Genomic DNA, 26,236 nt, shown 5'->3' with positions numbered 1-26,236 from the left:
GGCGAGCCAGAGGGGGCAACCGGCCCCACGGAGGTTCTGGGCAGCGGCCCACGGCGACGACGCCGCGGCACCCCCCGCCGCCGCGCGGGCGTCCCGCTGCCGCTCCTGCTCCCCGCCCTCGCCGGTCTGGTCTTCCTGGTGCTCCCGCTGGTCGCGCTGCTGGTCCGCGCGCCCTGGCGGAGCCTGCCCGACCAGCTGACCAGCGTCGCGGTATGGCAGGCGCTCCGCCTCTCGCTGATCACCGCGACCGCCGCCACCGCCGTGGCGCTGGTGCTGGGCGTGCCCCTGGCCTGGCTGCTGGCCCGCGCCCGCTTCCCCGGCCGTCGGCTGCTGCGCGCCCTGGTGACCCTGCCCCTGGTGCTGCCGCCGGTGGTGGGCGGTGTGGCGCTGCTGCTCGCGCTGGGCCGTAACGGGATCGTGGGCCGCTGGCTGGACTCGGCGTTCGGCATCACCCTGCCGTTCACCACGGCGGGGGTGGTGGTCGCGGAGGCGTTCGTGGCGATGCCGTTCCTCGTGATCAGCGTCGAGGGCACGCTACGGGCGGCCGATCCCCGCTACGAGGAGGCCGCCGCCACGCTCGGCGCCTCGCGCTTCACCGCGTTCCGGCGCGTCACCCTGCCGATGGTGGCGCCGGGCGTGGCGGCCGGGGCGGTGCTGGCCTGGGCGCGGGCGCTGGGCGAGTTCGGCGCCACGATCACCTTCGCGGGCAACTTCCCCGGCCGTACGCAGACGATGCCGCTGTCGGTCTATCTCGCGCTCCAGAGCGACCCGGCCGCCGCCATCGCGCTCAGCCTCGTCCTCCTCGCCGTCTCCATCGCGGTCCTGGCCGGGCTGCGCGACCGCTGGATCGCCGCCTCATGACCAACACCGACACCTCCCCCACCGAGGAGGCCGCGCCGCACACCGACGGCCTCGACGCCCGGCTCGTCGTCGACCGGGGCGGCTTCCGGCTCGACCTGCGGCTGACCGCCGCGCCCGGCGAGGTGGTCGCGCTGCTCGGGCCCAACGGCGCGGGCAAGACGACCGCGCTGCGCGCCCTGGCCGGGCTCACCCCGCTCACCGAGGGGGCGCTGCGGCTGGACGGCCGGACCCTGGAGGAGCCGTCGCATCGGCTGCGGACGCCGCCCGAACACCGCCCGGTCGGCGTGGTCTTCCAGGACTATCTGCTCTTCCCGCACCTCACCGCGCTGGACAACGTGGCGTTCGGCCCGCGCTGCCACGGGGTGCCGAAGGCGGAGGCCCGCGCGCAGGCGGCCGACTGGCTGGACCGCATGGGCCTGACCGGCCGCGCGGGCGCCAAACCCCGCGCCCTGTCCGGCGGCCAGGCCCAGCGCGTCGCCCTCGCCCGCGCCCTGGCCACCCGCCCCCGGTTGCTGCTCCTGGACGAGCCACTGGCCGCGCTGGACGCCCGTACCCGCCTCGACGTGCGCGCCGGACTCCGCCGCCATCTGGCCGACTTCGCGGCGGTGGCGGTCCTGGTCACCCATGATCCGCTGGACGCGATGGTGCTGGCCGACCGGCTCGTGGTCGTGGAGGACGGCCGTATCGTCCAGGAGGGCACCCCGGCGGACATCTCCCGCCGCCCCCGCACCGACTACATCGCCAGCCTCGTCGGCCTCAACCTCTACCAGGGCCGCGCCGACGGCCACACCGTGACGCTCGACGGCGGCACCACGATCACCACCACCGAGGACCTCTCCGGCCCGGTCTTCGTCGCCTTCCCACCCGCCGCGGTCACCCTCCACCGAGACCGCCCCGACTCCAGCGCCCGCAACCTGTGGCGGCTGGAGGTGGCCGGTATGGAGTCCCACGGCGACCAGATCCGCGTCGAGCTCACCGGCGAACTCCCCGTCCTGGCCGACCTCACGACGGCGGCGGTAGCCGAACTGACCCTCCACCCGGGCCGCCCGGTGTGGGCCACGCTGAAGGCCACCCAGACCCACGCATACCCGGCGTAAGCCGACCCTGCCCTACGCGCCCTCAAGTCCCTCCCCGCAGAACGGCCGACACACCCACAGCTCGACCTCCCGCGTCCTGCTGCCGCAGGTCCACGCGACCGTCCCGAGCAACTGATCCGCGATGAGCCGCCGCCCGCACAGCGCACAGTCCCAGCCCTCCAGCAGCTGGGGCCCGGTCAGCGCGTCCGCGTCCGGCATCTCGATGCCGTGCGCTGCCGCGAGCGACTGCTGGGCGACTGGGCGGTCGTGGGTCACAGGTCGTCCCCCTCCCCGACCCCAAGCTCGGCGACGCTCGCCCGCACCAGCGCCTCACGGAGCCGGTTGGCGTCCGTGAGATACCGCCCCGGCCCGAGCGGAACGCGCCAATGCAGATACGGCCCGCTGGTCCGATCGACGGGCGGAACGCCGAGGTACGAGGTCTCAACGCGGCCCGCACCGAGTGTCTGCACCTCCCGGATCCGTCGCCAGCGCTGCGCGGCGCCCGGCCCGGGCGTCTGGGCGCACGCGAAGTGGCTGAGCTGGAGTCCACCGCCCGCGCCTTCCGGAAGTAGGGCCGCCGTCTGGCGCTCCGCGCAGCCCATGCGGGCGCTGACACCGACTTCGGTGCCAACGTGCTGGCTGGCATGGCCCGGCAGATGCTGTACCACGACCGGCCGCACGACGCCCTCGAACTCATCCGGCTCGCCCAGGATGGAGCGCGCCGCACAGCGGGCCCAAGGCTGCGGGCGATGCTCCACACACGGGAGGCGTGGGCCCTGGCCTGCATGGGTCGGCCATCCGGGTTCCGACGTGCGACCGGACAGGCTGCCGATGCGCTCAGCGACGCCGGACGACCCGACAGCGAGCCCTACTGGATCGGCTACTTCGACGATGCCGAACTCGCCGGGGTCACCGGCGGCAGGCTCCTGGACATGGCCCGCTCAGACCCGTGCAGCTACGCCGATCAAGCCGCCGACCACATCCGTACCGCCCTGGACCGGCGCGGCCCGGAGGCTGGACGTGGCCACGCTCTGGACTGGATCGGACTGGCTGAGTGCGCGTTCCTGCTCGGCGACGTCAGCAGCGCCGCCGGCTACTCCCGTCGGGCTGTAGAGGTCGCGTCCGGTCTGCTCTCCGGGCGCGTGCGCGCACAGTTGGCGCAGCTGTACCCGTACACGGTAGGTGACGGCGTGCCGCGTGCTGTCACCGAAGTGCGCGCTGGCATCCGCACTCTGCTGACCACATGACGAGGAAGGCCACACACCCCCATGACGACGATCGCTGTGACCGGGCACATGGACCTCACCGACGCGTCGCTGCCGTTGGTCCGAGGCGAGTTGGACCGACTCCTGGCCGGCCACGACCCGGCCGGTCTGGTCGGCGTGTCATGCGTCGCGAAGGGCAGTGACAGCGTGTTCGCCGACGCGGTCCTGGCGGTCGGCGGGCGCCTGGTCGTGGTGGTTCCGTCGCGGGACTACCGGCAGGCGAAGGTCAAGCCGGACCACGCCGCGACCTTCGACCGGCTGGTGGAGGCCGCGGACGAGGTGCTGGTGATGCCGCATGAGACGGCGAACCGGCAGGCGTACGAGACGGCGAACGCCGTGTTGCTGGAGCGGGCCGATCGGCTGGTGGCGGTGTGGGACGGGCGGCCGCCCTCCGGCAAGGGCGGTGGTACGGCGGATGTGGTGGAGCGGGCGCGTGAGGCGGGCGTACCCGTCGACGTCGTCTGGCCGGACGGGGTTTCCCGTCGGGCGTGACACGCGTACCCGGGCTGACCCGGGCCCGGTTGGGGCATGCTGGGCCACATGAGGCAGGGGGAGCCCGGGGCGGGCGAGGGGTATTCGGGGCGGGCCGGGAGGCGGCGGGTCATCGTCGCGTCCGTGGTGAGCTGTGTGGCCGTCGCGGTGGCCGTCACGCATGTGCTGGCGCCGGACCTGAAGATAGACAACGTCACCGTGGCGCTCCTGGTGGTCGCCGTCGTGCCCTGGTTGCGCGATCTGCTCGACAGCATCGAACTGCCCGGTGGTGTCCGCCTGGACTTCGCGAAGGAGGTCGAGCGGCGCATCGAGGACGCCGAGCGGATCGCCGACGCCGCCCTCGTGGGGAGCGGCGACGGCGGACCCGAGGCCGACGGCGCGGCGGCGCTCACGGATGTGCGCCGGCTCGCCGCCGAATACCTCGAGGTCCGTACGTCGATGTTCAGCGGGTCCGCCCGTACGCAGCGCATGAGCGGCATCTTCGCCCGGCTGGTGCGCGCCACCCAGCGGGTCGCCGACCCCGACCTGGACGGCTGGCTCACCTCGCCGGACGGCGGTCTGCGCCTGGCCGCGTACGCGCGGCTGTACGCGGTGCCGGACGCGAACGCGCTGGCCGCCCTCACGGGGGCCGTCGTGAAGGAGCCGCTCGCCTTCAGCCAGTACTGGGGCATCCACGCGCTGGACAAGGTCGTGGACGCCGTCGGGGTCGAGGACGTGCCGCCGGGGGTCGTCCGGCGGCTGGAGGACTGCCGGCCGCGCGGCAGCGACCGGGTGGCGCTGCTGCGGCGGCTGATCGCCAAGCTGCACGCGCTCCCGTAACGGCCCTTCGGCGGGCGCGCGGCGCGGGCGCCGATCAGGCGGTGAGGGCCGGGTAGTCGGTGTAGCCCCGGTGGTCGCCGCCGTAGAACGTGGCCTTGTCGGGGGTGTTGAACGGGCCGCCCGCGGCCAGCCGCCTGGGCAGGTCGGGGTTGGCCAGGAACAGCGCCCCGTACGCGACCATGTCCGCGGTCCCGTCCTCGATCAGCTTCAGCGCCTCGGGCCCGGTGGCGTCCGGGTGCGTGAACGGGTTGATGATGAACGCACCCGGCCACGACTTCCGCAGCCGCCCGGTCAGTTCGCGGTTCGGCCCCTCCAACAGGGGCCCCTCCAGCAGGTGGAGATAGGCCAGGTCCAGACCGGCGAGCCGGTCCAGCAGGGCGAGGTAGACCTCGTCCGGGGCGTCCTCGACGATGTCGTTGTACGGGTTCCCGGGCGAGATCCGCAGGCCGACCCGGTGGCTGCCGATCGCCTCGGCCACGGCCGTGGCGACCTCGACGGCCAGGCGGATCCGGCTCTGGGTGTCGCCGCCCCAGCCATCCGTGCGCAGATTGGAGTTGGGCGCGAGGAACTGGTGGATCAGATAGCCGTTCGCGCCGTGGATCTCCACGCCGTCGAACCCGGCCTCGACGGCGTTGCGCGCCGCCGCGGCGAAGTCGGCGATCGTCTGCCGGATGTCCGCCTCGCTCAGCTCCCTCGGCGTCACGAAGTCCTTCGGCCCCTCATGGGTGAAGACCTGGCCCTTGGCGGCCACCGCCGACGGCCCCACCGGCACCAGCCCGTCGGGCAGCAGGCTCGGGTGACCGACCCGTCCGGTGTGCATCAGCTGCGCGAAGATCACGCCGCCCGCCCGGTGCACGCCGTCGGTCACCGTTCGCCAGGCCCGCACCTGCCCGGCCGTGTGCAGGCCGGGGGTGTCGGGGTAGCCCTGGCCGACCGGCGAGGGCTGGATGCCCTCGGTGACGATCAGCCCGGCACCGGCGCGCTGTGCGTAGTACGTCGCCATCAGCTCGGTCGGCTCCGCGCCGGTCCCGAAGGCACGGCTGCGGGTCATCGGCGCCATCGCGACGCGGTTGGCCAGGTGCTTGCCGCCCAGGACGATCGGGTCGAAGGGGGTGGTCATGGCTCCTCCTTGGGTCTTGGGATGGGTGATCCCTGTCCGAACAAGTAAATCACTTAGCCGAACAAGTAAATGGCGTGGAGTCATTCCTGGTGGCGAGTGTGGCGTGGGTCATATGCGTCTACCTGGCCGTATGGGTATCGATGCCTCAAGGGCAGGGTGGGGGTGACGGTCAAGGGGTACGCTTATCCTGCCCAAACAGGAAAGTGAGGATGAGATGACGCACTCCACGCCGGAGGCCGGGCAGGGGCCTGCGGTGACGGGGCAGGAGGCCACCGTCCCGGTGCCGACCGCGGCCGGCGGCGGGCCGGTCAGTCACGCGATCTTCCGCCTGGCCCGGCTGCACCGCATGCTCGCCGGTCAGCTGCTGCGCCGTATCGGCCTGCATCCGGGCCAGGAGCTGGTCATGATGCATCTGTGGGAGCTCGGCCCGCAGCGCCAGACCGACCTGGTGCGGCTCCTGGACTCCGACGCCGCCACCATGACCCGCACTGTGCGGCGCCTGGAACAGGCCGGTTTCGTCCGCCGCAGCCCCTCGCCCACCGACAAGCGCGCGACGATCATCGAACCCACGGTGGCCAGCCAGGCCCTGCGCCGCGAGGTCGAGCGGATCTGGAGCCGACTGGAGGACATGTCGACGGCGGGCCTCTCCGACGACGAGTGTGCCGCGGCCCTGCGCACGCTGGAGCGCCTGGAGGACAACCTCGTCCAGGCCGCGACCGACTCCGCGGGGGCGGCGGAGCCGGAGCGCTGACGCCCCGCCCGCTCAGGAGTGGATGAGGCGGCGCAGCGCGGCGTGGGCGGGCGGGCCCCAGGTGCGCTTGCCGCCCGGACGGCCGTGGACGCCCGCCTCTCCGATGAGGACGCAGACGAGGGCCTTCAGCACCGCCCAGCCGCGGGCACGGCGCCGGGTCGCCGTGTCCGGGGTCGGCCGATAGGCGTCGTAGAGGCGGTCGACGGCGCCGTCCGGCAGCAGCATCCACCCGGCGGCGAGATCGCAGGCCGGATCGCCCGCACAGAGGTCGCCGAAGTCGATCACGCCGCAGATGGTGCCGTCCTCGGTGAGGACGTTGGCCGGATGCAGATCGGCGTGCAGCCACAGTGCCGGGCCCGTCCAGCCGGGCGCGGCGACGGCGTCTTCCCAGACGGCGCGGACGGCGTCCGGGTCGGGGATCACCCCCAACTCGATGGCCGAGGCCAGAGTCCGGGCGAACCCCTCGGCGTGGTCGGCCAGCGGCCCCCCGCGGTCGCGGCCGGCCGGCGCCCCGTCGGGGGCGGGCCGGTGAAGGGCGGTCAGAAACGTGGCCAGGGTGTCGGCCGCCTCAGCGGCCCGCGTGGCGGGGGCGCGGTCGGCGGGCGTTCCCGGTACCCAGGTGGTGACGATCCAAGGCCGCGGAAACCGCCCGGAGGGCTCGCCCAGGCGCTGCGGCACGGGGACCGGCAGGGGAAGGCGCGGGGCGAGACCGGGAAGCCAGGCGTGCTCTTTGCGCAGCAGCGCGTCCGCGGACAGCGTCGCCCAGGGCAGCCGGACGGCGAGTTCGTCGCCGAGTCGCCACAGTTGGTTGTCCCAGCCGCGCGCGCCGAGCCGCACGGGGTGATCGGCCAGGTCGGGGTGCTGGTCGCGCAGCAGATCGCGGACCAGCTCCGCGGTGATCTCGATCTCGGTATGGGTCATGCGGGGCCACGTTAGCCGACGGTGGCCCGCCCGTTTCCTCCCCCGGCGGCGGTCGGCGGTTCCGCGATGCCGACGAAGTTCCCGGCCATGGTCCGGATACGGACCGACCACCCCAGCGCGGTGAGGTCGTCCGTGAGGGTCCGGGGGTGGTGGAACACCTTCACGATGCGGTACCGGCTGCCGTCATCGAGCCGGCGCAGCGCCGCAGGGGTCGGCTGGTCCGCGAGGACTTCCTCGTACGCGGCCGCGGCGGGGCCGTCGTCGATGAAGATCGCTTTGCCGCCCGGGGCGAGTGCGGCGGCCACGGTGTTCCAGAAGTCGGGCAACCGCGCCGGCGGGACATGGGAGAGCCAGAAGGCGAAGAACACGGTGTCGTAGCGGCGCGGCGGCCGCCACTCGAACAGGTCGGCCGCGAGGAACTGGACGGACGGGGACGCGGTGCGCGCCCGAGCGATGGCCAGCACTTCGGTCGCCGCGTCGACGGCCGTCACCGAACGTGCCCGTGCGGCGAGCCGCGAGGTCCACTGGCCCGTTCCGCAGGCCAGCTCCAGCACATCCCCGGCGATCGGGAGGTCGTCGACGACGGCCAGCAAGTCCTGGAGGGCCTCGTACTCCGCGTAGGGCCGGTCGTATTCGGCCGCGCCCGCCCTGTAGTAGGCCCTCTGCTCCGCCAGGAGCGCGTCGTCGTCCACGTGGGTTCCTCTCATCCGAGGCCGGTCGAACGAGGCCGGTCGAACGAGGTCGGTCGAACGAGGCCGGTCGAAGCCCATCACGCTCAGCGCGTCGGCTTGGTTGCCGCGGACACTCTCGGCCTTCACCTTTGGGCAAGGTCAAGAGCCGGCCCGCCAGGGGGCGTTCGCCGCCGTGGAGTTCGTCACCCGTCCGTGATGACCACCTTCCCGAAGTGCCCCCGCCCCGCGAAGTACCGGTACGCGGCGGGCGCCTCCGCGAAGGGGAAGGCACGGTCGACGACGGGACGCAGCCGGTGGTGCTCGATCGCGCGGTTCATCTGCTCGAACATCTCGCGGCTGCCCACGAACATCCCCTGTAGCGTGACGCCCTTGCGCAGCACGGAGGACGGGTCGGCCCCGCCGTCCCGGGACAGTACGCCGATGAGGCTGATCCGCCCGCCGACCCGTACGGCCTCCAGCGACTGTGGCAGGGTGCCCGCGCCGCCCACCTCCACGACGTGGTCGACACCGCCGCCGGTCGCCTCGGCCACCACTCGGCCCCAGTCGGGGGTGCGGGCGTAGTTGAGGCCGTCCGTGGCGCCGAGCGAGCGCAGTCGCTCCAGCTTGGCGTCGTCGCTGGAGGTGGCGAGCACCTTCGCCCCGCCGAGCGCGGCGAACTGGAGGGCGAACAGCGACACTCCACCGCTGCCCAGGGTCAGCACCGTCTGGCCGGGGGCGAGGCCACCGGTGACCGCCACCGCGTGCCAGGCGGTCACGGCGGCGCAGGGCAGCGTCGCGGTCTCGGCGAAGTCCAGCTGCGCGGGGGCGGCGACCAGGGCCTCCTGGTCGAAGAGCACGTACTCCGCGAGTACCCCGTCCGTCGGACCGCCCAGCGCGCCCGCCGTCTTCCGCGCGGTGGGCGGGCCGGAGAGCCAGCCGGGCATGAAGATCCCGGCGACCCGGTCGCCCTCCCGCCACCGGGTGACCTCGGAACCGGCGTCCACCACCTCGCCCGCGCCGTCGGACAGCGGTACGACATCGGGCTTCAGGGCACGTCCGTACGCGTTAGACGCGATCATCAGATCCCGGTAGTTGAGCGACCAGGCCCGCATCCGGACCAGCACCTCGCGCGGCCCGGGGGCGGGCACCTCGCGCTCGTCCAGCCGGAGGGCGTCCACGCCGGTCAGCCGCGGCAGGTGGTAGTAGCGCGTCTTCATCACACGGTTCCTCTTTTCACACCGCTTCTCACGCGGTCCGCGGGATCGGGACGGCCTGGCCGCTGACCCGCGACCGGGGGTCGTCGGGGGTGACGTCGAGCAGGAGGTCGCTGGGGCGGCCCATGTCCTCGCCCTGGCGGATCCGGACCCTGGTACGGCGCCCGACCAGGCCGAGTACCCGCAGATAGCCGCCGAAGGCGGCGGCTGCGGCACCGGTGGCCGGGTCCTCGACCACCCCGCCGACGGGGAACGGGTCGCGGGCGTGGAAGACGAAGCCGTCCGCGGGGCCCTCGCCCTTCGCCGTCTCGCGCCACACCAGATGCACCGTCGTCCAGCCGCGCCGCCGCATCACCGCATCCAGGGCGTCGAAGTCGTAGTCGAGGTCCGCCAGCCGCTCGCGGGTGGCGGCGGCGAGGACGAGGTGGTCGTTGCCCGCGAAGGCGACATGCGGGGGCAGGGCCGGGTCCAGGTCGTCCGCGGACCAGCCCAGCGCCGCCAGCGTCGGCCCGAGCTCCGTGCCCGGGTCGGCGGGGCGTGACCGGGCGGGAACACTGGTGAGCGTGGCGCGGGGCGGGCCGTCGCCGTCGGCCGTGGTCTCGACGCGGATCTCGCCCGAGGCCGTGTCGAAGACCAGCTCACCGGGGCCGTCGCGCTCGGTGAGAGCCACGGCCGTGGCGATCGTGGCGTGTCCGCAGAACGCGACCTCGGCGAGCGGGCTGAAGTACCGCAGCCGGTAGCGGCGCGCGGCCTCGTCCCGCTCGGTGATGAACGCGGTCTCCGAGTAGCCGACCCGCGCGGCGATGGCGGTCATGGCCGCGTCGTCGTCCGCGACGGCCGCGGCGTCGAGGACCACACCGGCGGGATTGCCGCCGTCGGGGCGGGCGGTGAAGGCGGAGTAGTGCAGAACGTCGACGTCCGGGGTGGACGCGGTGGGCGTCGTGGGCGCGGTGGTGGCGGGCGCGGTGGGTTCGGTGGGTGCGGTCATGCCGTCCACGGTTCCACCGGCCCCGGTATCGCGTCCAACGATTCCTTTCGTTCGAGTCGATCGAGGAACCACATGAGAGCAGGTCGGAGGGCATCTATCCTGACCGTCGTGGACACACGACTCCTGAAGACGTTCGCGGCCCTGGCGCGAACCGGCAGCTTCACCGCCACCGCCACCGAGCTCCATCTCGCCCAGTCCACCGTCACCGTCCAGATACGCACCCTGGAACGGGAGCTGGGCACCCGTCTCTTCGACCGGTTGCCCTCAGGCGCCCTGCCGACCAGCGCCGGACGTCGGCTGCTGACGGAGGCCGAAGACGTCCTGGACGCCGAGGCCCGGCTGCGCGCGGTGGCGGCGGCCGGAAGCGGCGACGGCGCGGACGGCTCCGTGGCGGGCCCGGTGGCCCTCGGCGCGGGCGAGTCGCTGTGCGCCTCGCACCTCCCCCGCGTGATCGCGTCGCTGCGCCGCACCCACCCCGGTATCGACCTCCACCTCCACCCCGCGGGCAGCGCGGCGGCCGTCGAGGGGTTGCGTACCGGACGGCTCGACCTCGTCCTGCTCCTCGAACAGGACGTGACCGACGCCGACCTGGCGGCCCGCCCCATCGCCCGCGAACCCCTCGTCTACGTCGCCGCACCCGGCCATCCGCTGGCCGGACGCGAGGCGAGCTGGGAGGAGTTGGCCGGGCAGAGCTTCTTCGTCCACGAACAGGGCTGCTCCTACAGCGACCACCTCGTCCGCACCCTCCTCGCCCTCCCCGGCCCGGCGCCGCGCCTCACCCGCTTCGGCAGCATCGAGGCCGCCCGCGCCTGTGTCGCCGCGGGCCTCGGCCTGACGCTGCTCCCCCGCGTCACGGTGGAACGGCAACTCGCCGAGGGCTACCTCGCCGAGGTCCACGGCCCGGCCATCCCGCCGGTGCCCGTCCAGCTCACCCGCCACCGCCGCCGCTGGACCAGCCCGGCGGCGCGGGCGGTGGCGGACGAGCTGACGCGGCTGCTGGCGGCGTGAGCCTTACGCCGAACGACCGTCGGACGAGGCGAGCCGTACGTCAGACCAGCGTGACGCCGTCGTGGGCGCGGATCGCCGGTGGGGCGGCGGTGTCGAGCGCGTCCAGGACGCGCACGGCGTACGCCTCGTCGGCCAGATCGGGGACCTCGGCGCGGGTGGCCCAGCGCCAGGCGCGGGTGCGGGGGCCGGTGGCGGGGGTGCCGTCGAGGGCCTCGCAGCGGAAGACGAGGGAGACCGTGAGGTCGTTCATGTCCTTGTAGACCCCGGTGAGCGCGGCCGGGAGCGCGATCTTGACGCCCGTCTCCTCGAGGATCTCGCGCTGGAGGGCGTCCGGGATGGTGGCGTCGGGGTCGAGCGCACCGCCCGGCGGCTCCCAGGTGCTGCCGTCGCGCCGCTTGATCAGCAGCGCCCGGCCGCGCTCGTCCACGATGACTCCGGCGACGCTGACGCGGTGCGGGCGGTCAGTGGTCACGTTCCTCGGCCCTCTCGGCTGGCTGGGGTTTCTCACGGTAGCAACGCCCGGACGGGGCCGGGGCGCCTACGCGGTGTCCCGTGTCCTCGATCTCCGGGCGGGCCACGTTGAGCCCGTCCGGAGATCGAGAACCCGCCCGAGGGCGTCCGGGGTCTGGGGCGGAGCCCCACCACGTGCCGGAGCCGCGCGACGAGGCTTTCCCCTACCCGCCCCTTCCCGTTACCAGGGGCTCCGCCCCTGGACCCCGAGGGCTGGGGCGGAGCCCCGCCATGCGGCGGAGCCGTGTATCGATGCCACGGGGAGGGGCGGAGCCCCGGTCCGGGGGCTGGGGTCTGGGGTCTGGGGCGGAGCCCCAGTTGTGGGAAGGGGCGGGTAGGGGAGCAGCCCGCCGCAGGCGTCCCCATCGGCTGGACACCGCAAGCGTCACCATCGGTCGGGCACCGCAAGCGTCACCATCGGTCGGGCACCGCAGGCGTCACGAGCCGCCGGGCACCGCAGGCGTCACGACCCGCCGGGCGCCGCAGGCGTCACGAGCCGCCGGGCACCGCAGGCGTCACGAGCCGCCGGGCACCCCCTAACGAACCTCGACCGCCCCGTCGTCCGCCCCGCCCCGCCGCTTCGGCTCGTCCCGCCGCTTGGGGTCGTCCTCCGCACCCGGCGCACCCATGTTGCGCCGTACCGCGTCCAGGATGGTCAGCCCCTGGCCGACCAGGCCCGCCGCGATCTCGCCCAGCCCGTCCGCCCCGTTGAGGACGTTGACGTTCGCCCCGGAGAGCCCGGAGGCGGCCTCCTTGACGATCTGCGGCAGTTGGTCGATCAGCATCCGGTCGAGCGCCACCCGGCCGTGTGAGGCCGCCGCCTCGGCCTGGATCTTCATCCGCTCCGCCTCGGCCAGCGCCACCACCCGGATCCGCTCGGCCTCCGCCTCCGCCGGTTTCACGATCTCGGCCACTAGTTGCTGCTGCCGCAGATCGGCCGCCCGCTGGGCCAACTCCGTCCGCGCCGACAGCACTTCCTGCTGCGCGTGGGCCTCCGCCAGCGGTCCGGCCTGGGCGGCCTGCGCCTGGGCGCGGTCCACCTCGGCGTTGTACTGGGCCTGCACCACCGCCGTCTGCCGTGCGTACTCGGCCTGGTTGCGCGCCGCCTCCTGCTCCGCCTCGGCCGATGCCTGGCTGGCCTGTGCCTGGGCGATCTGGGCCTGCCGCTGGATGGCGGCCTTGTGCGGGGCGGACATCGCGTCGATATAGCCGGTGTCGCCGTCGTCGATCGACTGGATCTGCAACGAGTCCACGATCAGACCGATCTTCGCCATCTCCGCCTTGGAGGTGTCCAGCACCTCGGTGGCCAGCTTCTGCCGCTCGGTGATGAGCTCCTCGACCGTCATCGAGCCGATGATGGCCCGCAGGTGACCCGCGAAGATCCGCCCCGTCAACACCGCCATCTGCTCCTGGTCGGAGAGGAACCGCTGCCCCGCGTTGACGATGGACTCGGTGTCGTTGCCCACCTTGAACGCGATCACCGCGCGCACCGTCAGCGTGATGCCCTGTCGGCTGACGCACTTCTCCGCGACCTCGGCCTCACACATCGCCAGCGTCAGGAAGCGGACCTTGCGGAAGACCGGAAGCACGAACTTGCCGTGTCCGGTCACCACGCGAAACGGCGCACCCCCATGTCCACGCCTGCCCCCCGAGATCAGCATCGCCTGGTCGGGTGCGGGCACGCGGTAACCGAACATCCTTCGTCTCCTCAACCGGCGCCGCCGGCCACGCCGGACGACGCGTTCAATGGATCGGTCCACTCGATGACGTCGACCTGGCGGGAGCCGCGGAAGTCGATCACGAGGACGGACGCGCCTTGCGGCAGCGGGTCGGAGGACCAGGCGAGGAACGTCTCCGAACCGCCCCTGACGCGCACCAGGACCTCGCCGGGACCACTGGCACCCCGGGTGCCGAGAAGCAGCACCCCGATGCGACCGATCACAGGATCATCCGGTGTCATGCGGCAGCCCCCCGTCGTTCCGCTGCTGAAATCCGACGTTAGACCGTTTTCCCGGTGCCGGATACGGTTGTGCGCAGCGGGGATCGGGCGAACCGCCACCCGCGTGGACGGCCGCTACGAGGTGGCGTCCTTGGCGTCGGTGTCGGTCTCGGCTTTGCTCTCGGTCTCGGCTTTGCTCTCGGTCTCGGCCTTGGTCTCGGTCTCGGCTTTGGCTTCGGCATCGGCCTCCGCCCCGCCGTCCTCGTCCCCCGAGTCCTCGAAATACGCGTCGAGCACCGCGTCCAGCTCCGCCGTCCATTCCTTGAGGAGCTTGCGGGCCGGTGCCTCGACATCGGCGGTGTACCAGCGGCGGTTGGTCGTGTAGACGGTGATCCCGAAGCGCTTGCCGAATCGCGGGGTGTCGACCTCCACCGCGCCGATCTCGTCCCATCCGAACTCGGCCTTCTCGCCGTCGAGTTCGAATACGACCCCTCGGCGCCCGGCTCGTATCGCACCGCGCCGGTCGGACACCTCGAAGGCGACCCCGCCGTCCGCGTCCTCGTCCGCCTCCTTGTCCTCCGCCTCCTTGTCCTCCGCGCCGTCCTCCGCGTCGTCGTCCGCTTCCCCGTCGGACGCGACGTCGTCCTTCGGCGCGTCGGCTTCGCCGTCGAGCTCCGGCTCGTCCTCGGCGGTGACTTCCTCCGGCGGCTGCTCCGCCGCTGCCTTGTCCGGGGCGTCCTCCTCCACATCGGCAGGGCGCGGGGACGTCAGGCCGGGGATGTACCCCGGATCCGTCCCGGCGGTGTGCATGGGCGGGATGATCGGTCCAGTGCTCTGCTCCACGGCCGGAAGTATTGCCGATAAACCTGTGCCGACGACAGGCAACCCCGGCGCCAATCGAGCCAACGCGGAAAAGCAGCAGGTTACGCGGGACCGATTTCGGCGCGGGGCGCGGCGGTCGCCCGGCGGGCCCGTCCCTTTACCGTCCCTTTACTATGGGTGTGGGGACACTTGACCTACCAGCGCCCTCCCAGCACTCTCCCAGCGACGTAAGGAGCACCGGACCCGCAATGGGCGAACCTCCCAGTACCACCCGTGCCACGCCCCGCCCGCCCCTCACCAGAGCCCCCCTTGCCGAGCAGAGCGGGCAGACGGGACCGGCACGGTGACCGAGATCCTGCTGCTTCTCCTCGCGCTGGCCCTCACCCTGGCCTGCGCCCTCTTCGTGGCCGCCGAGTTCTCCCTCACCACCGTCGAACGCGGCGCCCTGGAGCGGGCCGCCGAAGCCGGTGAACGCGGGGCCGACAGCGCGCTCACGGCCGTGCGCCGGCTGACGTTCCAGCTCTCCGGGGCCCAGCTGGGCATCACCGTCACCTCCCTGGTGATCGGCATGCTCGCCGAGCCCTCGCTGGCCGTCCTCCTCGAAACCCCGCTCACCGCGATCGGCCTGCCCGACGGCGCGGCCTCGACGACCGCCGTGGTGCTGGGCGTGGCCGTCTCCACGGTGGTGCTGATGGTCGCCGGGGAGCTGGTGCCCAAGAACTGGGCGATCTCCCGCCCCCTGCACGTGGCCAAGGCGGTCGCCTCCCCGCAGCGCGCCTTCACCGCCGCCTTCGCCCCGCTGATCCACCACCTCAACAACACGGCCAACCGCCTGGTGCGCCGCATGGGCCTGGAGCCCGCCGAGGAGCTGGCCTCCGCCCGTACGCCGGACGAGCTGGTCGCGCTGGCCCGCCACTCGGCCGCCGAGGGCGCGCTGGAGCAGGACGCGGCCGAGCTGTTCGTCCGCACGCTCCACCTGGGCGAGCTGACCGCCGAGAACGTGATGACCCCGCGCGTGGACGTCCAGGCGCTGGAGGCCCACGCCACCGCCGCCGACGCGGCCAACCTCACCCTGGCCACCGGGCGGTCCCGCTTCCCCGTCTACCGCGACACCCTGGACGAGGTGGTCGGCACCGTGCACATCCGCGACGTCCTCGCCCTGGACGCCGCCCGCCGCGCCACCACCCCCGTCACCGACCTGGCCACACCCCCGCTCCTGGTGCCCGACAGCCTCTCCGTGGACCGGCTGCTGGACCGGCTGCGCCGCGCGCACACCATGGCCGTCGTCATCGACGAGTACGGGGGCACCGCGGGCATCGCCACCCTGGAGGACATCGTCGAGGAGATCGTCGGCGACGTACGCGACGAATACGACCCCGACGAGACGCCGGGCCTGGTGCCCCTCGGCCCCGGCGCCTGGGAGGCGGACGGCGGCGTACGGCTGGACGAGCTCACCGGCATCGGCCTGACCGCCCCCGAGGGCCCGTACGAAACCGTCGCGGGCCTCCTGGCCACCGCCCTGGGGCGCATCCCGGCGGCCGGGGACACCTTCGAGACGGACGACGGCTGGCAGCTCACGGTCCTGAAGGTGGACCACCACCGCGCCGAGCGCGTACGGATCACCGAGGCGGCCGAGGCCGTCCACACCCCTGAGTCCTCCGAGGCTGTCCAAGCCTCTGAGTCCGCCGAGGCTGTCCAAGCCTCTGAGTCCGCCGAGGCTGACCAAGCCACTGAGTCCCCCGAGGCTGTCCAAGCCCCTGAGTCCTCCGAGGCCGCCCGATGACCGTCGTCCAACTCACCATCGGCGCTCTCACCCTCCTCACCAACGCCTTCTTCGTCGGCGCCGAATTCGCCCTGATCTCCGTGCGCCGCAGCCAGATCGAACCGCGCGCCCAGGCGGGGGAGAAGCGGGCGCGCGGTGTGCTGTGGGCGCTGGAGCACCTGTCCGCGCTGATGGCCACCGCCCAGCTGGGCATCACCATCTCCTCCCTCGTGCTGGGCGCGGTCGCCGAACCGGCCATCGCCCATCTGCTGGAGCCCGGCTTCGACGCCGTTCACGTCCCGCACGCCCTGGTGCATCCGATCGCGTTCGTCATCGCGCTCACGGCGGCCACGTACCTCCACATGCTCATCGGCGAGATGGTCCCCAAGAACGTCGCCCTCGCCGCGCCCGAGCGCACCGCGCTCCTCCTCGGCCCGCCGCTGGTGGCCCTGACCCGCCTTCTGCGCCCCGTCGTCTTCGGCGTCAACGCGTTCGCCAACGCGCTGCTGCGGCTGCTGAAGGTCGAGCCGAAGGACGAGGTCGAGTCGGTCTTCACCGACGATGAACTCATCCGGCTGGTACGGGACTCCAGCGAGGCCGGGCTGCTGGACAAGTCCGGCGGCGAGCGGCTGCGCGACGCCCTGGAGCTGGGCACCCGGCGGGTCGGCGACATCCTCGTCCCCCTCGACGAGATGGTCACCGTCGACCACCGCGTCACCCCCGCCCAACTGGAACGCACGGCGGCCGCCTCCGGCTGCTCCCGGCTCCCGGTCACCGGGCCCGGCGGCGCCATCCTGGGCTATCTGCACATCAAGGACACCCTCGGCATCGCCGACCGGGACCGCCCCTTCCCCCGCACCGCCGTCCACACCGTCCCCCGCGTGCGCGCCGACACCCCGCTGGACGACACCCTCACCACCATGCGCGCCACCGGTGCCCACCTGGCCGCCGTGACGGCCGACACCGGCACGGTCCTGGGCACGGTCCTGGGCTTCGTCACGATGACGGACGTCCTGGACGAACTCGTGGGCCCGGCCACCCCGGCGTAGCGGAGAGTGTCACCCGGCGTAGCCGGGAGTGCCACCCGGCGCCGCTCAGGACGGCGGCCTGGCCGACGGATGAACCGACGTATGAACCGACGGACGGTCCGGCCGTACGGAGAACGCCGTGTCCCCGGCCGTCGCCACGATCGCGTCCTTGACGAGCACCACCCTCGGCTCCGCGTCCTCCGCCGAGTTCCCGGGGTCGTTCAGCGCGGCCGTGCGCCACGCCTCCTTGCCGTCGTCCACGTCCAGCGCCAGCAGTCGGCCGAAGCGGTTGGCGAAGTACAGCTGCCCGTACCGCCGGGACAGCACCGGCTCGGACAGGCTCTCCGTTTCCGTCACCCGCTGCCACAGCTCCCGGCCGCTGTCCGCCGCCACCGCGGTGACCGTCCCGTTGGGACGGACGAAGTAGACGGCGCCGTGCAGCAGGGTCGGCTTGCCGAGCACGGGGCGCTTCAGCGGGATCCGCGTGATCTCGCCAGTGCGCGGATCCACCCGCACCAGGCCCTTGTACGGGCGCTCGTACCCCGAGTCGTACACATCCTTCGCGGTCTGCGGGATCACGAACAGCGGCTTGCCCTGGACCGCGCCGACGGTCAGCGTCTTCCGCGGGAGGGTGGTGAGGTGCCGCTGCCTGCCGTCGGAGGGGTCGAACGCCAGCAGGTCGTACGGGCCCTCGGCGGCCAGGCCGCTGGGGTCGGCGGGCGCGCACATCGCGTACGGCGCCCCGCTCAGCACCGTCGGCTCGCAGAACCTCCCTTCGGGCGCCGGTGACTGCCACCGCCGGGCACCCGACGGCCCGTAGGCGACGAGCTCCCGGTCGTCCGGCGACAGCGTCAGCACCCCGCCGCGGAACATGTGCACGTCGGCGGAGCCGCTGATGCTCCGCTCCCACCGCTGCTTCCGGGTGACGACGTCCAGGGCCACGAGGGACCGCCCGCCCTGCTCCGAATCCCGGTAGGTGTAGACGATCCCGTCCCGTACCCCGATGGGCCGTGCCAGCTGGGGGCGGGTGCCCCACCGCCACTGGACGTGGCCGGTGGCGGCGTCGACCCTGGCGACCGTGAACCCGTTGCCGCCGCAGTACAGGGTCCGGCCGTCCTCGGGGGCGCAGCCGGGCTCGTCGTAGACGAGGGGCGGCCCATCGGTCTCGACCCGCAGGTCCGTCCGCCACGGCTGCCAGCCCTTGGGGAGCGAGGCGGGCTGCTGGGAGTGCGCGGCGTCGGCGGTGGCGGACGCGTCGCCCGACGAGTCCGTCATGTCCGGGGCGAAGACCGCCGCGGCGATGATCAGCCCGGTCAGGGCCACGGCCACCCCGGTGGTGGTGACGACGAGCCGCCGCCGGGCGCCTCGCTTGGGTGCGGTCGGCTGGGGGGTGTGGGCTGCGGAGGTGGCCGGGGCCGGGGGGACGGGAGGAGGCCCAACGGCGGCCGTTGGGGGGCCGTGGGGCGTTGCGGGGCCGTAGGGCGTTGCGGGGCCGTAGGGCGTTGCCGGGTCGTGAGGTGTTGCGCGGCCGTGAGGCGCTGCCGGGACACTTGCCGCCCCATGCCCGTCGACCGCCCCGCGCCCGTCGACCGTCGCGGAGCTGTCGGCCGCAGTCGGGGAAGCCGCCGGGAAGTCCGACAGCCCGCGCAACATGCGATGCAGCTCGTCCAGCTCCGGCCGGGCCTCCGGCTCCTTGGCCAGACAGCGCTCGGCGATGGGCCGCAGCGGTTCCGGGACCCCTTCCAGCGTCGGATGCTCGTACATCACCTGGTAGCCCGACAGATAGGGGCTGTCCGACTCGAACGGACTGCTGCCCCGCGCCGCGTACACCAGCAGCGAACCCAGCGAGAAGACGTCCGACGCCCCCGTGACGCCTCGCGGACTGCGCAGCTGCTCCGGCGACATGAACGGCGGGGTGCCGAGCACCCGCCCGATGGTGACGGTGAGCGTCTGGCTGTCGACGGCGCGGGAGATGCCGAAGTCGATGACGCGCGGACCGTCCTCGGCCATCAGGATGTTGGCGGGTTTCAGATCCCGGTGCACCACCCCGGCCCGGTGGATGTCGCGCAGCGCCTCGACCAGCCCGAGACCCAGCGTCCGCAACTCCCGCCCGCTCAGGGGGCCGTTCCGCCGTACGACCTCGGAGAGGGTTCGCCCCGGTACGTACAGGGTGGCCATCCACGGCCGGTCGGCCTCCGGGTCGGCGTCCACGACGGGGGCGGTGAACGCCCCGCTCACCCGGCGCGCCGCCGCGACCTCCTGCCGGAAGCGGGTGCGGAACTCCTCGTCCTGCGCGTACTGCTCATGGACCAGCTTGATCGCGACCTGTCGTCCCGAGGCCGCGCGCCCGAGATAGACGACGCCCATGCCGCCCGCCCCGAGCCGGTCGAGCAGGGCGTAGCCGCCTATGGATTCCGGATCCCCGGTGGCCAGCGGCATCGCCGATCCCCTCTCCCGCGCCTCTCCCGCGCTGTTCTTTCGCGTCTCGAACACGGCCCTACCGGAGACCTACATTAGGTCCGCCGGGGCCCCGGCGGACCATGCGGTCCAGGACGTGGCGGAACGGTGATGTGCGCCACGGTGGCGCGCGGGGGTGAACGGGCCGGTGCGGACTGGGAAGTTCCGTTAGCGCCGCGTTAGCGGAACGGTGTCGGGACGGCAGCGATACGGCAGCGGTCCAAGGAAGGCTCATAGCCACACCGAGGGCCGGTGCGGAACACCGGCCGGACCGCCGACCCATTGGGGGAGCCCGCCATGAACGTCACCGCCTACCGCCGCGGCCGCACCGTCCGTACGATCGCCGCCTCCATCGTGGCCGCCGCCGCCCTGAGCCTGACCGCGGCGTGCGGCGGGGGAGGAGACGGAGACTCCGACAACGCGGGCAAGGCGAACTCCTCGGCCACGGCCCCCGCGTCCGCCACGGACGCACAGGGCGCGGACAAGGCCGAGGCGGGCAAGGAGAACCAGGCGGGCAAGGGGGGCCAGGGCGGCAAGGAGGGCGCCACGGGTGCCACGGGCGCCACGGGCGTCAAGGACGCGAAGTCGCAGACCGAGAAGTCCGGCGGCGGCTCCGAGTCCGAGCCGGTCGGCGACTGCGACATCAACAAGACGGCCATCACCGTCCAGAACGTCAAGAGCCCCGTCAACCACATGCTGCTCAAGGCGACCAACAAGGCCGGCGTGGACTGCAAGCTGGTCGGCTACCCGGGCCTGAAGTTCGGCGCTGCCGCGCAGGCCGCGACCCCGGTGAACGAGGACAGCAAGCCGCAGGCCGTGGTCATGCTCGCCCCGGGCGAGAGCGCCTACGCGGGCATCACCACCTCCGCGGCGGACGGCTCGGGCGCCGAGGGCGGCAAGGTCGACTCGCTCGAGGTCTTCATCGACGGCAGCGAGGACCCCAAGCCGGTCGAACTGCCCGGCGGCTCGGTCTACGTCGACAGCGCGGCGAAGGTCACGTACTGGCAGACGGACGCGCAGACCGCCCTGACCTGGTAACACGCACAAGGCAACCCCCTGCGCCAGGGTTCACTCATATGAACACTGTCTTGCATAGAAGACAGCCTCCCTGGAGGATGAGGCGGCGCCGCCGACGCGGCGCACAGGGCACAGGCACAGGGGTGGGGAACGGATGGGCATCGGCTCCGCGGCGCTGCTGGTGTCGGCCGGTGTGGCCTCCGGGCTCGCCGGTTCGATCGCGGGGCTGGCCTCGCTGTTCAGCTATCCGGCGCTGCTGGCGGTGGGTCTGCCGCCGGTGGCCGCGAATGTGACCAACACGGTGGCGCTGTTCTCCAACACCGTCGGCACCGCGGCCGGATCCCGCACCGAACTCCGCGGCCAGCGCGACCGCCTCCTCCGGCTCGCCGCCATCGCGGCGCTGGGTGGCGCGGTCGGGGCCGCCCTGCTGCTGGGCACCCCGTCCTCCGCCTTCGAGGCCGTCGTACCGTGGCTGATCGCCCTCGGCTCGGTACTGATCCTGGTCCGCGACCCGCTCCGCCGGCTCATCGCCTCCCGCTCCCGCCCCCTGGCCCACACCGCCCGCCCCACTCTCCCGCTGGCGTGCGCGGTCCTGCTGGTCGGCCTCTACGGCGGCTACTTCGGCGCGGCCTCGGGCGTCCTGATGCTGGCGGTGCTCTCCCTGACGGCCACGGAACCCCTCCCGGTCACCAACGCCGTCAAGAACATCGCCACCGGCGCGGCCAACGTGACGGCCGCGGTCGCCTACGTAGCCATAGCCCCCGTCAACTGGCCCGCCGCCGCCACCCTGGGCCTGGGCGCCCTCCTGGGCAGCTGGCTGGGCCCCCTAACCCCCGCCGACGGTCCCCCAGCCGCCGTACCGCTGCCCGCCCGGCGAGCGCGGGCCTATTCTGTGCCGGTGAACAAATGGTCGCTCGAAGGCACTGTTGTCCGCCTCATACCGCTATCAGTCGACCACGCCGAGGCCCTCTTCCCCTCCGCATCCGACCCCGAGGTCTGGCGGTGGATGCCCCGGCCGCGCCCCGAGAGCGTGGGCCAAGTGCGGGACATGCTGAGCGAGATGATCGCCGACCCGACGCGGCGCTGCTTCGCGGTGAAACGGCGCGCCGACGGCACGGTGATCGGTTCAACCAGCATGTATGACCTCGACCTCGTCGAGAGCCGCACCGAGATCGGCGCGACGTGGTTCGACCGTTCCTGCTGGGGCGGCCCGTACAACGCCGAGTCCAAGCTGCTTCTGTTCGGCCACGCCTTCGACGACCTGCGGCTCGCGCGGCTGGCCCTGCGCACGGACAACCTCAATGTGCGCTCGCAGCGTGCCCTGGCCCGCCTCGGCCTGGTCCACGAGGGGACGTTGCGCAGCCATATGCGCCGCCCGGACGGCAGCCGTCGTGACTCGCTGTACTACAGCCTCCTCGCGGACGAATGGCCCGCGGCGCGGGACGCGCTGCTCGCCCGAGTCGCGGCCAGGCGGGTGGCCTGAAGCGGAGCCCGCCGCCATGAGGCGGGGCGCATTACCCCGGACGTAATCGCGCCGAACCGCTGCCCCCGCCAGCATGGTGATCGCTCCCCGCAAGGTTTCCGATCGGAGGGATCACCATGTCCTTGGCCGCGCCCATGACCACCCGTGCCCTGGTGGAGGAACTGCTGCGCCGCATCGGTGAGGGGGACCCCGAGCGGATCGCCGAGCTGTACGCCGAGCGCAGTGACTGGAAGCTGGACTGGCCGGAGGAGGAGCACGGTCGCGCGGCGACTCCGTGGATTCGGCATCGGTCCACCCGTGCGGATGTGGTGGACCACTTCCGGCAGTTGGCCCGGCATCATGTGCCCGAGGAGGCGGCCACCGAGGTCGAGCGGGTCCTCGTCGACGGTGATGACGCGGTCGTGCTGGGCGAGATCCGGCAGACCGCCCGGGCCACCGGGCGCGCCTATCGTGCGCGGTTCGCCCTGCACCTCACGCTCGAGGGCGGCCTCGTCACCCGGCACCACGTCTACGAGGACAGCCTCGCCGTCGCCCAGGCGTTCGACGCGCCACGGGCATGACGCAGGCGTGACACGGGCACGACGCAGACATGATGCCGGGCCATAGAACGATCAGCCGGCGAGCAGGGGCTCCACCCGGGACAGGGTGTCCAGGATGTTCGCCTCCGTGATCGCCATCCGCGCCTCGTCCGGCGTCAGCCAGCGCAGCGGTGCGTCCGGGTTCTCCGGCCGTACCGCCTCGGGAGCGCCGGTGGCCAGCACAAAGCGCACGTCGGCGTGCTCATGTGCCGGCTCCCGGCTGTTCGCGGGGACCGGGACGATCACCAGGTGCCGTACCTCCGCGTCCGGCCACGGGGCCAGGTCGGGCAGTCCCGTCTCCTCCCGTCCCTCCCGCAGCGCGATGGCGAGCGGGTCGCACTCACCCGGGTCGCCATGCCCGCCGACCAGCAGCCACGACTGGTGGCGCTGGTGCCAGCGCAGCAGCACACGGCCGCTGTCGGGGTGCACGATCAGGGCGGAGGCGGTGATGTGGAGTGGACTCGTCCGGTCCCAGGGCAAGCCCGCCTCGATGACGCCGCGCACCCGCTCGACGTCGGCGCATTCCGCGGTGGTCTTCGGCCGGTAGCCCGTAAGGACGTGGAGGACTGAGTGATCGGCTGTGGCCATGCGCGGATCCTAACGACGCGGGCCCGCCCGCGGCGCGGGGTTTTCCTCACTCCTGACCTCGGGCTCCGTACCTCGCCCACCCCGGGCCCCGCACCCCGTGCCCCGGTGCACCCCGTACGCGTGTCATCCGCTCACGGTGAGAGTCGAATTCCCGCTGCTCTGATATCCCTCGGTCGCGAGGATCATGTAGTACTTGAAGGTGCCCAGCCCCATTCCGGAACGGGCCCATGCGTCGAAGTGATTGCCCGTGGTGATGGTGCCGCCCGTTTTCTTCGACTGCCGGACGCTCCAGTACTGATTGAACGTCCGGACGCCCTCGACCGAGGGGGCGTTGTAGCGCGTCGTCTGGTAGATGTCGTACGTGCCGCCATCGCTGGTGACGGTGCCCTTGTACGTCCCCGTGGGCCGGTATGTACCCCAGTTGTCGACGACGTAGTACTCCACGAGCGGGTTTGAGGTCCACCCATAGAGACAGAGATAGCCATTGCCGGACGGGTTGAAGCTGCCCGAGTACTGCACGCTCCTTCGGCCGCCGTTGCTCCAGCCCTTACCGCATACGAAATTCCCGCAGTTGGACCATGAGGTCCGGTAGCTGCCGCCTGACGACAGCGTCATGGAGACCGACCCACCGCCGTCGGTCCAGAACGAATAGTAGAAGCCGTTGTTGGTGCCGGTCTGGTTCGTGGTGATGGTCGTGTCGGCACTCGCGGTTCCGATGCTGGGCAGCGTCAGCCCGGTCGTGACCAGCGTCAGCGCGCCGGCCCGGCCGATTAAGTTCCGGCGGCTCATCGGCCGGGCGGGGGTGTCGTCCTGGTGCATGCTTCCTCCTCGGTTGTGGTGGGGGCCTGTTGGTGCGTCAGTGTTGGACCGGCACCGTGGGGTGTCAACAGTTTCCGCAAGGATTACGGAAACTCCCTTGCGGCTGGTGATCTCTTGATGGGGAGTATCTCCTGTTCAAAGCCTCTTCTTATTGATCGAATCCAGGGTTGATCGATGAGAGGAAGGGATGTGAGATCGTTTCTGAGTCAGCTTCATCGAAAACTTTCGGAACCCTTCCGGATCAACTCGACGCCCGTGTGGCCAGATGGGACAAAAAGGGGTGATGCGGCGCATGCCATAACTCGCGCTCATATGGAGCGGGTTCGTTCCACAAGGTGGTCGGGACGGAGAAGTGCCTGGTCAGAGCATTGCCAACCCGTTATCAGGGCGTTAGTGACACGGCAGTGGATCGTCAGTGTCGACTGACAGTCTTGTTGTCATGGCCCCGGAGGACGGGGTCGAAGCCCACGACAACAGGGGACCCATGTCTCGCCGCACCACCACTCTTCGCCATGCCCGCAAGGCCGCCGCCGCAGCGGTCGTCGCTGTCGCCGCGTTCGGTCTGACCGCGTGCCAGGACAACGCGGACGCCAGCGGAAGCTCGTCCTCCTCGGCCGCGAGCGACTCCTCGGACTCCGGTTCTTCCGGTTCCGGCTCGTCGGACGGGGGCTCGTCCGGTTCGGCCGGCGGCAACCAGGGCAACGGCGGTGCGGGCGGCGGCGGTGGCGGCGCCGGTGCGGACGCCTGCAAGACCTCGCAGCTGGGCTTCAGGAGCTCGCACGGCATGGGCGAGGGCACGCTGATCGTCGACCTCAAGAACAACGGGTCCGCCCCCTGCACCCTCCAGGGCTTCCCCGGCGTGGACCTCAAGAGCAAGAACGGCTCGATCAGCGCCAAGCGCAGCGACCTCAAGGCGCCGAAGACCAAGGTCAAGCCGGGCGAGGAGACCCGCTTCACGCTCTACTACCCGCCGAACAACTCCGGCGGCAGCGGCGAGACCTTCACCACCCTCGTCGTCACCCCGCCCAACGAGACCCACTCCCACTCCCTCCCCGTGAGCATCAACGTCCCCGTCACCGACGGCTCCGCCGACGCCATCAAGGTGGACCCGGTCGGCACCGGCAAGTAGGCGCGCACCGCCTGATCGATTGAACGTTCACCTTCCGGCGCACCGGCGTGCGCCCTCGCCCGCGACGGCCGACCCTGGATGACGGGGGGCGGTGGAGCGTGGACCGGACTGGAACCGGACCGGAACCGGACTGGAAGGTGAACGTCACGATGGAAACACCCCCGATCGTTTCGGCGCAGGAGTGGGAGGCCGCGCGACAGCGGCTGCTCGGGGAAGAGAAGCAGCTGACCCGCGCCCGTGACGCACTGGCCGCCAAGCGTCGGCGAATGCCGTGGCTGGCGGTGGAGAAGACGTACGCGTTCGACGGCCCCGAGGGCAGGGTGAGCCTGCTCGACCTGTTCGCGGGGCGTCGTCAGCTGATCCTCTACCGCGCCTTCTTCGAGCCCATCGTCTACGGCTGGCCCGAGCACGCCTGTCGCGGCTGCTCCATGGTCGCCGACCACGTCGGCGACCTCGCCCACCTCAACGCCCGCGACACCACCCTCGTCTTCGCCTCGCGCGCCCCGCAGCCGGAGATCGAGCAGGTGAAGGCGCGGATGGGCTGGACGATGCCCTGGTACACGATCACCGACGACTTCGACGCCGACTTCGACGTGGACGAGTGGCACGGCACCAACGCGTTCATCCGCGACGGCGACCGCGTGTTCCGCACCTACTTCATCAACGCCCGCGGCGACGAGGCGCTGGGCAACACCTGGAGCTACCTCGACATGACCGCGCTCGGGCGGCAGGAGGTATGGGAGGACTCGCCCGAGGGGTACCCACAGACCCCGCCGTACGACTGGTGGAACTGGCACGACGCATACGGCGACCCCGAGCCGGCCCCGGAGTGGCTCGCCCAGACCCGCCGAGGCCCCCGAGGCCGACTCGCCTGACCCCCGCGACCGGCCCGCCGAGGCCCCCGAGGCCGACCCGCCT

General features: G+C 72.3%; 28 protein-coding genes. 14 read left to right on the top strand and 14 right to left on the bottom strand.

Going from position 1 to position 26,236, the window contains the following annotated elements:
• The first annotated feature begins 36 nt into the window (after nt 1-36).
• Together ABD329_RS14885 and ABD329_RS14880 are read left to right on the top strand one after the other, a co-directional pair.
• Entirely contained in the window at nt 37-861 is an 825-nt protein-coding gene (locus ABD329_RS14885) for an ABC transporter permease (protein ID WP_198279270.1), read from the top strand.
• A complete protein-coding gene (locus ABD329_RS14880; RefSeq protein WP_198279267.1) occupies nt 858-1,958 on the top strand; it encodes an ABC transporter ATP-binding protein in 1,101 nt (366 codons plus the stop codon). The genes ABD329_RS14885 and ABD329_RS14880 overlap by 4 nt, the downstream gene beginning before the upstream one ends.
• A gap of 12 nt (nt 1,959-1,970) precedes the next feature.
• Here ABD329_RS14880 and ABD329_RS14875 read toward each other — a convergent pair whose 3' ends face one another.
• The gene (locus tag ABD329_RS14875; protein ID WP_309142821.1) at nt 1,971-2,213 is read right to left on the bottom strand and encodes a hypothetical protein; all 243 of its coding nucleotides are present in this window, start codon (nt 2,211-2,213) and stop codon (nt 1,971-1,973) included.
• Entirely contained in the window at nt 2,210-2,539 is a 330-nt protein-coding gene (locus ABD329_RS14870; protein ID WP_246618748.1) for a hypothetical protein, read from the bottom strand. Before ABD329_RS14870 ends, ABD329_RS14875 begins: the two co-directional genes overlap by 4 nt.
• A 30-nt stretch (nt 2,540-2,569) precedes the next feature.
• On the opposite strand from ABD329_RS14870, the gene ABD329_RS14865 reads away from it, so the two are divergent.
• The 3 genes from ABD329_RS14865 to ABD329_RS14855 are packed head-to-tail and all read left to right on the top strand — an operon-like array spanning nt 2,570 to nt 4,513.
• Nucleotides 2,570-3,184 carry an NsdA family TPR-like regulatory protein gene (locus ABD329_RS14865; protein ID WP_344316452.1) on the top strand — a complete coding sequence of 205 codons (615 nt, stop codon included), beginning with the start codon at nt 2,570-2,572 and terminating at the stop codon, nt 3,182-3,184.
• A gap of 21 nt (nt 3,185-3,205) precedes the next feature.
• Complete coding sequence (locus ABD329_RS14860; RefSeq protein WP_198279269.1) at nt 3,206-3,694, top strand: hypothetical protein; 489 nt, start codon at nt 3,206-3,208, stop codon at nt 3,692-3,694.
• A 48-nt stretch (nt 3,695-3,742) separates the two neighbouring features.
• The gene (locus tag ABD329_RS14855; RefSeq protein WP_344316451.1) at nt 3,743-4,513 is read left to right on the top strand and encodes a hypothetical protein; all 771 of its coding nucleotides are present in this window, start codon (nt 3,743-3,745) and stop codon (nt 4,511-4,513) included.
• A 34-nt stretch (nt 4,514-4,547) separates the two neighbouring features.
• On the opposite strand, the gene ABD329_RS14850 is transcribed toward ABD329_RS14855, so the two are convergent.
• A complete protein-coding gene (locus ABD329_RS14850; RefSeq protein ID WP_198280841.1) occupies nt 4,548-5,633 on the bottom strand; it encodes an alkene reductase in 1,086 nt (361 codons plus the stop codon).
• A gap of 214 nt (nt 5,634-5,847) precedes the next feature.
• On the opposite strand from ABD329_RS14850, the gene ABD329_RS14845 reads away from it, so the two are divergent.
• On the top strand, nt 5,848-6,384 hold the full coding sequence (locus ABD329_RS14845) for a MarR family winged helix-turn-helix transcriptional regulator (RefSeq protein WP_198280842.1): 537 nt from the start codon (nt 5,848-5,850) through the stop codon (nt 6,382-6,384).
• Nucleotides 6,385-6,396: 12 nt separating this feature from the next.
• On the opposite strand, the gene ABD329_RS14840 is transcribed toward ABD329_RS14845, so the two are convergent.
• From ABD329_RS14840 to ABD329_RS14825, 4 genes are all read right to left on the bottom strand, one after another.
• A complete protein-coding gene (locus tag ABD329_RS14840) occupies nt 6,397-7,305 on the bottom strand; it encodes an aminoglycoside phosphotransferase family protein (RefSeq protein WP_198280843.1) in 909 nt (302 codons plus the stop codon).
• Nucleotides 7,306-7,316: 11 nt separating this feature from the next.
• A complete protein-coding gene (locus ABD329_RS14835) occupies nt 7,317-7,997 on the bottom strand; it encodes a class I SAM-dependent methyltransferase (RefSeq protein ID WP_309142899.1) in 681 nt (226 codons plus the stop codon).
• Between the two features lie 182 nt (nt 7,998-8,179).
• Nucleotides 8,180-9,193 carry a zinc-dependent alcohol dehydrogenase family protein gene (locus ABD329_RS14830; protein ID WP_198280845.1) on the bottom strand — a complete coding sequence of 338 codons (1,014 nt, stop codon included), beginning with the start codon at nt 9,191-9,193 and terminating at the stop codon, nt 8,180-8,182.
• A gap of 28 nt (nt 9,194-9,221) precedes the next feature.
• Nucleotides 9,222-10,178 (bottom strand): PhzF family phenazine biosynthesis isomerase, encoded by a 957-nt coding sequence (locus ABD329_RS14825; protein WP_344316450.1) that lies wholly within the window; start codon nt 10,176-10,178, stop codon nt 9,222-9,224.
• Nucleotides 10,179-10,286: 108 nt separating this feature from the next.
• Between ABD329_RS14825 and ABD329_RS14820 the strand changes: the two genes are divergently transcribed.
• Nucleotides 10,287-11,186, top strand: a complete 900-nt coding sequence (locus ABD329_RS14820; RefSeq protein WP_344316449.1) for a LysR family transcriptional regulator — start codon at nt 10,287-10,289, stop codon at nt 11,184-11,186.
• Between the two features lie 40 nt (nt 11,187-11,226).
• Here ABD329_RS14820 and ABD329_RS14815 read toward each other — a convergent pair whose 3' ends face one another.
• The 4 genes from ABD329_RS14815 to ABD329_RS14800 form a co-directional block, all read right to left on the bottom strand.
• Entirely contained in the window at nt 11,227-11,658 is a 432-nt protein-coding gene (locus ABD329_RS14815) for an NUDIX hydrolase (RefSeq protein ID WP_344316448.1), read from the bottom strand.
• 574 nt (nt 11,659-12,232) lie between these two features.
• Complete coding sequence (locus ABD329_RS14810; RefSeq protein WP_344316447.1) at nt 12,233-13,393, bottom strand: SPFH domain-containing protein; 1,161 nt, start codon at nt 13,391-13,393, stop codon at nt 12,233-12,235.
• A gap of 11 nt (nt 13,394-13,404) precedes the next feature.
• Complete coding sequence (locus ABD329_RS14805) at nt 13,405-13,656, bottom strand: hypothetical protein (protein ID WP_198282146.1); 252 nt, start codon at nt 13,654-13,656, stop codon at nt 13,405-13,407.
• 114 nt (nt 13,657-13,770) lie between these two features.
• Complete coding sequence (locus ABD329_RS14800) at nt 13,771-14,478, bottom strand: hypothetical protein (protein WP_309142969.1); 708 nt, start codon at nt 14,476-14,478, stop codon at nt 13,771-13,773.
• A gap of 322 nt (nt 14,479-14,800) precedes the next feature.
• Between ABD329_RS14800 and ABD329_RS14795 the strand changes: the two genes are divergently transcribed.
• Together ABD329_RS14795 and ABD329_RS14790 are read left to right on the top strand one after the other, a co-directional pair.
• Nucleotides 14,801-16,240 carry a hemolysin family protein gene (locus ABD329_RS14795; RefSeq protein WP_198281737.1) on the top strand — a complete coding sequence of 480 codons (1,440 nt, stop codon included), beginning with the start codon at nt 14,801-14,803 and terminating at the stop codon, nt 16,238-16,240.
• Nucleotides 16,237-17,268, top strand: coding sequence for a hemolysin family protein (locus ABD329_RS14790; RefSeq protein WP_198281736.1), 1,032 nt, complete (start codon nt 16,237-16,239; stop codon nt 17,266-17,268). The genes ABD329_RS14795 and ABD329_RS14790 overlap by 4 nt, the downstream gene beginning before the upstream one ends.
• Before the next feature lie 45 nt (nt 17,269-17,313).
• Here the strand turns inward: ABD329_RS14790 and ABD329_RS14785 are convergent, their stop codons facing one another.
• Entirely contained in the window at nt 17,314-19,686 is a 2,373-nt protein-coding gene (locus ABD329_RS14785; RefSeq protein ID WP_344316474.1) for a protein kinase domain-containing protein, read from the bottom strand.
• A gap of 315 nt (nt 19,687-20,001) precedes the next feature.
• On the opposite strand from ABD329_RS14785, the gene ABD329_RS14780 reads away from it, so the two are divergent.
• The 3 genes from ABD329_RS14780 (at nt 20,002) to ABD329_RS14770 (ending at nt 22,764) form a co-directional block, all read left to right on the top strand.
• Nucleotides 20,002-20,742: a DUF4232 domain-containing protein gene (locus ABD329_RS14780; protein WP_198282134.1), complete on the top strand. Its 741-nt coding sequence runs from the start codon at nt 20,002-20,004 to the stop codon at nt 20,740-20,742.
• Between the two features lie 133 nt (nt 20,743-20,875).
• Nucleotides 20,876-22,204 carry a TSUP family transporter gene (locus ABD329_RS14775; RefSeq protein WP_344316446.1) on the top strand — a complete coding sequence of 443 codons (1,329 nt, stop codon included), beginning with the start codon at nt 20,876-20,878 and terminating at the stop codon, nt 22,202-22,204.
• A gap of 116 nt (nt 22,205-22,320) precedes the next feature.
• Nucleotides 22,321-22,764 (top strand): nuclear transport factor 2 family protein, encoded by a 444-nt coding sequence (locus ABD329_RS14770; protein WP_198282272.1) that lies wholly within the window; start codon nt 22,321-22,323, stop codon nt 22,762-22,764.
• A 51-nt stretch (nt 22,765-22,815) separates the two neighbouring features.
• Here ABD329_RS14770 and ABD329_RS14765 read toward each other — a convergent pair whose 3' ends face one another.
• Nucleotides 22,816-23,370: an NUDIX hydrolase gene (locus ABD329_RS14765; protein WP_198282273.1), complete on the bottom strand. Its 555-nt coding sequence runs from the start codon at nt 23,368-23,370 to the stop codon at nt 22,816-22,818.
• A gap of 123 nt (nt 23,371-23,493) precedes the next feature.
• Nucleotides 23,494-24,189: a glycoside hydrolase family 11 protein gene (locus ABD329_RS14760; protein WP_198282073.1), complete on the bottom strand. Its 696-nt coding sequence runs from the start codon at nt 24,187-24,189 to the stop codon at nt 23,494-23,496.
• Nucleotides 24,190-24,673: 484 nt separating this feature from the next.
• Between ABD329_RS14760 and ABD329_RS14755 the strand changes: the two genes are divergently transcribed.
• Nucleotides 24,674-25,318, top strand: coding sequence for a DUF4232 domain-containing protein (locus ABD329_RS14755; RefSeq protein WP_198282072.1), 645 nt, complete (start codon nt 24,674-24,676; stop codon nt 25,316-25,318).
• A gap of 149 nt (nt 25,319-25,467) precedes the next feature.
• Nucleotides 25,468-26,193: a DUF899 domain-containing protein gene (locus ABD329_RS14750; protein ID WP_198282071.1), complete on the top strand. Its 726-nt coding sequence runs from the start codon at nt 25,468-25,470 to the stop codon at nt 26,191-26,193.
• Nucleotides 26,194-26,236: the final 43 nt, after the last annotated feature.

It is taken from the genome of Streptomyces javensis, from assembly GCF_039525925.1.
In the GTDB taxonomy this organism is placed as follows: domain Bacteria; phylum Actinomycetota; class Actinomycetes; order Streptomycetales; family Streptomycetaceae; genus Streptomyces; species Streptomyces asiaticus.
The sequence above is the reverse complement of the archived record's forward strand: the minus strand, read 5'-3'. Positions and strand labels throughout refer to the sequence as shown.

Coding starts and splice junctions, on each gene's coding strand:
- ABD329_RS14880 (WP_198279267.1), top strand. CDS start 858: ATGACCAACACCGACACCTCCCCCACCGAGGAGGCCGCGCCGCACACC.
- ABD329_RS14870 (WP_246618748.1), bottom strand. CDS start 2,539: ATGGGCTGCGCGGAGCGCCAGACGGCGGCCCTACTTCCGGAAGGCGCG.
- ABD329_RS14860 (WP_198279269.1), top strand. CDS start 3,206: ATGACGACGATCGCTGTGACCGGGCACATGGACCTCACCGACGCGTCG.
- ABD329_RS14855 (WP_344316451.1), top strand. CDS start 3,743: ATGAGGCAGGGGGAGCCCGGGGCGGGCGAGGGGTATTCGGGGCGGGCC.
- ABD329_RS14850 (WP_198280841.1), bottom strand. CDS start 5,633: ATGACCACCCCCTTCGACCCGATCGTCCTGGGCGGCAAGCACCTGGCC.
- ABD329_RS14845 (WP_198280842.1), top strand. CDS start 5,848: ATGACGCACTCCACGCCGGAGGCCGGGCAGGGGCCTGCGGTGACGGGG.
- ABD329_RS14840 (WP_198280843.1), bottom strand. CDS start 7,305: ATGACCCATACCGAGATCGAGATCACCGCGGAGCTGGTCCGCGATCTG.
- ABD329_RS14830 (WP_198280845.1), bottom strand. CDS start 9,193: ATGAAGACGCGCTACTACCACCTGCCGCGGCTGACCGGCGTGGACGCC.
- ABD329_RS14825 (WP_344316450.1), bottom strand. CDS start 10,178: ATGACCGCACCCACCGAACCCACCGCGCCCGCCACCACCGCGCCCACG.
- ABD329_RS14810 (WP_344316447.1), bottom strand. CDS start 13,393: ATGTTCGGTTACCGCGTGCCCGCACCCGACCAGGCGATGCTGATCTCG.
- ABD329_RS14805 (WP_198282146.1), bottom strand. CDS start 13,656: ATGACACCGGATGATCCTGTGATCGGTCGCATCGGGGTGCTGCTTCTC.
- ABD329_RS14790 (WP_198281736.1), top strand. CDS start 16,237: ATGACCGTCGTCCAACTCACCATCGGCGCTCTCACCCTCCTCACCAAC.
- ABD329_RS14785 (WP_344316474.1), bottom strand. CDS start 19,686: ATGCCGCTGGCCACCGGGGATCCGGAATCCATAGGCGGCTACGCCCTG.
- ABD329_RS14780 (WP_198282134.1), top strand. CDS start 20,002: ATGAACGTCACCGCCTACCGCCGCGGCCGCACCGTCCGTACGATCGCC.
- ABD329_RS14775 (WP_344316446.1), top strand. CDS start 20,876: ATGGGCATCGGCTCCGCGGCGCTGCTGGTGTCGGCCGGTGTGGCCTCC.
- ABD329_RS14770 (WP_198282272.1), top strand. CDS start 22,321: ATGTCCTTGGCCGCGCCCATGACCACCCGTGCCCTGGTGGAGGAACTG.
- ABD329_RS14765 (WP_198282273.1), bottom strand. CDS start 23,370: ATGGCCACAGCCGATCACTCAGTCCTCCACGTCCTTACGGGCTACCGG.
- ABD329_RS14760 (WP_198282073.1), bottom strand. CDS start 24,189: ATGCACCAGGACGACACCCCCGCCCGGCCGATGAGCCGCCGGAACTTA.
- ABD329_RS14755 (WP_198282072.1), top strand. CDS start 24,674: ATGTCTCGCCGCACCACCACTCTTCGCCATGCCCGCAAGGCCGCCGCC.
- ABD329_RS14750 (WP_198282071.1), top strand. CDS start 25,468: ATGGAAACACCCCCGATCGTTTCGGCGCAGGAGTGGGAGGCCGCGCGA.